This window comes from Pseudomonas sp. NPDC087615, assembly GCF_044743445.1.
Lineage (GTDB): Bacteria > Pseudomonadota > Gammaproteobacteria > Pseudomonadales > Pseudomonadaceae > Aquipseudomonas > Aquipseudomonas baetica_A.
This window is the reverse complement of the sequence record NZ_JBIUWM010000124.1, coordinates 1-2,914: the sequence shown is the minus strand read 5'-3', so window position 1 is coordinate 2,914 and position 2,914 is coordinate 1. Positions and strand designations below refer to the sequence as shown.

2 protein-coding genes and 2 tRNA genes are annotated in these 2,914 nt (G+C 54.0%); all 4 read right to left on the bottom strand.

The features are described 5' to 3' along the window. Positions 1 to 103: 103 nt before the first annotated feature. The 4 genes from clpP to ACIOU6_RS27770 all read right to left on the bottom strand — a co-directional run bounded on the left by clpP (position 104) and on the right by ACIOU6_RS27770 (position 2,782). Complete coding sequence (gene clpP, locus ACIOU6_RS27785; protein ID WP_007951559.1) at positions 104 to 739, bottom strand: ATP-dependent Clp endopeptidase proteolytic subunit ClpP; 636 nt, start codon at positions 737 to 739, stop codon at positions 104 to 106. Between the two features lie 93 nt (positions 740 to 832). Beyond that, positions 833 to 2,143, bottom strand: a complete 1,311-nt coding sequence (tig, locus tag ACIOU6_RS27780; RefSeq protein WP_221730452.1) for a trigger factor — start codon at positions 2,141 to 2,143, stop codon at positions 833 to 835. Positions 2,144 to 2,545: 402 nt separating this feature from the next. Further along, positions 2,546 to 2,621, bottom strand: a tRNA-His gene (locus ACIOU6_RS27775). Between the two features lie 76 nt (positions 2,622 to 2,697). Next, positions 2,698 to 2,782, bottom strand: a tRNA-Leu gene (locus ACIOU6_RS27770). Between the last annotated feature and the right edge of the window lie 132 nt (positions 2,783 to 2,914).

The following is a 2,914-nucleotide window of genomic DNA, read 5'->3' as shown; positions in this document are numbered from 1 at the left end:
CCCACTCCGATCGGCGAGCAACACAAGATGAAGGCTATTGCGGGCTTTTTCAAGCCCGCCGCTGATCAGACGCGCCGACCAAGCCTATTTTGAGCTGCTTATTTTAAGCTGGGCGCTGGTTGATCACTTCGTCGATCAAGCCATATTCCTTCGCAGCTTCTGCACTCATGAAGTTATCGCGGTTGGTATCGCGCTCGATTTCTTCAAGGGTACGACCGCTGTGCTTGGCCATCAGCGTGTTCAGGCGCTCGCGAATAAAGAGGATTTCCTTGGCATGGATTTCGATATCCGATGCCTGCCCCTGGAAACCACCCAGTGGCTGGTGAATCATCACGCGCGAGTTCGGCAGGCAAAAACGCTTGCCTGGAGCACCGGCGGTCAACAAGAACGCGCCCATGCTGCATGCCTGACCGATGCAAGTGGTCGATACGTTGGGTTTGATGAACTGCATGGTGTCGTAAATCGACATGCCCGCTGTCACCGAACCGCCCGGGGAGTTGATATAGAGATGGATGTCCTTGTCCGGGTTTTCCGCTTCAAGGAACAGCAGTTGCGCACAGATCAGATTGGCCATGTAGTCCTCTACCGGACCAACCAGAAAAATCACTCGCTCCTTGAGCAGGCGCGAGTAGATGTCATAGGCGCGTTCGCCACGAGCAGATTGCTCGACAACCATAGGGACCAGGCCGCCTGCGGCCTGGATATCAGAGTTCTGCTGAATATACGAATTACGGAACATGCTCTGCAGTCACTCCCAAATAGTTATGTCTTGAATACGCATAAGCCAGCTCGAGAGCTGGCTTATGGTGTGCACTTCTTAACGCAAAAACAATCAGTCGGCTGTTGGAGCTTCTACCGGCTTGACCGCTTCTTCGTAAGAGACCGATTTGTCGGTCACGCTAGCTTTCTGCAGAACAGTATCCACAACTTGTTCTTCCAGCACAACCGAACGAACCTCGTTCAGTTGTTGGTCGTTCTTGTAGTACCACGACACGACCTGCTCAGGCTCTTGGTAAGCCGAAGCCATTTCCTGAATCATTTCACGAACACGGGCATCGTCAGGCTTGAGGTCGAACTGCTTGACCACTTCAGCCACGATCAGACCCAGCACTACGCGGCGCTTGGCTTGCTCTTCGAACAGCTCGGCCGGCAGTTGGTCAGGCTTGATGTTGCCACCGAACTGCTGAACAGCCTGCACGCGCAGACGGTCAACTTCATTGGACAGCAGAGCCTTAGGCACTTCGATCGGGTTGGTGGCCAGCAGACCGTCCATTACCTGATTTTTCACCTTGGATTTGATCGCCTGACGCAGTTCACGCTCCATGTTCTTGCGAACTTCGGTGCGGAAGCCGTCGATGCCGCTTTCCTTGATACCGAATTGAGCGAAGAACTCTTCGTTCAACTCAGGCAGCTTTGGCTCGGAGACAGTGTTGACAGTCACGGTGAACTCAGCGGTTTTACCCGCCAGATCCAGGTTCTGATAGTCCTCAGGGAAGGTCAGGTTCAGAACGCGCTCTTCGCCCGCCTTAGCGCCCACCAGGCCTTCTTCGAAGCCCGGGATCATGCGGCCGGAACCCAGAACCAGCTGAGTACCTTTGGCGGAGCCACCTGCAAACACTTCGCCATCAACCTTGCCAACGAAATCGATGTTCAGTTGGTCTTCGTTCTGGGCAGCACGATCAGCCACTTCAAAACGGGTGTTCTGCTTGCGCAGGATGTCGAGCATTTTGTCCAGGTCAGCGTCAGCCACGTCAGCGCTCAGGCGCTCAACGGTGATGCCTTCGAAACCGGCAACGGTGAACTCAGGGAACACTTCGAATACAGCAACGTATTCCAGATCCTTGCCAGCTTCGAGCGATTTAGGCTCGATCGAAGGCGAACCAGCCGGGTTCAGCTTCTGCTCAACCACAGCTTCATAGAAGGAGGACTGGATGACATCACCAACAGCTTCCTGGCGAGCGTCAGCACCGAAACGGCGCTTGATTTCGCTCATTGGCACTTTGCCTGGACGGAAGCCAGCAATCTTGGCCTTTTGGGCAGTCTGCTGCAGACGCTTGTTGACCTGGCTCTCAATGCGCTCAGCCGGCACGGTGACGCTCATGCGGCGCTCAAGAGCAGTAGTATTTTCAACAGAAACTTGCATGGATATTCCTCGTTGCACAGACGTTAGCCGGCCGTTTCCGACCCCAGAATCAAGGGCATGCATTCTAGTGGGTCAAACTCAAGAAGTCACCCTACTGAAAACGGGTAAAAAAACAGCAGGCAATTTATAGGGACCGTTGCACGAATGCGTCGCGCCCCACAGGCGAATACAACCAATCACGCAAGGGCTCTGCGCCGATCTCCTCTATATATAGAAGAGACCGCCAATCACGCCCTGACGGCCGACCCTGCAAGCAAGCCCGGCGAGCAGCACAGAATCATCGAGCAACATAAACACGACGAAACGCCCCACTCCTGCGAATCGAAGCCGGCAATCGCCAAGTCTTCAAATCGCTAAAACAAAAAAGGCGCCAGACTGTTAAATCTGGCGCCTTTCGAAATATGGGGTGGACGATGGGGATCGAACCCACGACAACGGGAGTCACAATCCCGTGCTCTACCAACTGAGCTACGCCCACCATATTGCGTAACAAAAAAGCCAAACAACTTCTTTGTTGAACCTCACCCGCCCGAAGACATGAATGAAGCTTTAATTGGTGCGGATGAAGAGACTCGAACTCTTACGCCTCGCGGCGCTGGAACCTAAATCCAGTGTGTCTACCAATTCCACCACATCCGCGGATCAAGCTTTTAAAGCAAAGGCGCCAGACTGTTACATCTGGCGCCTTTCGAAATATGGGGTGGACGATGGGGATCGAACCCACGACAACGGGAGTCACAATCCCGTGCTCTACCAACTGAGCTACGCCCA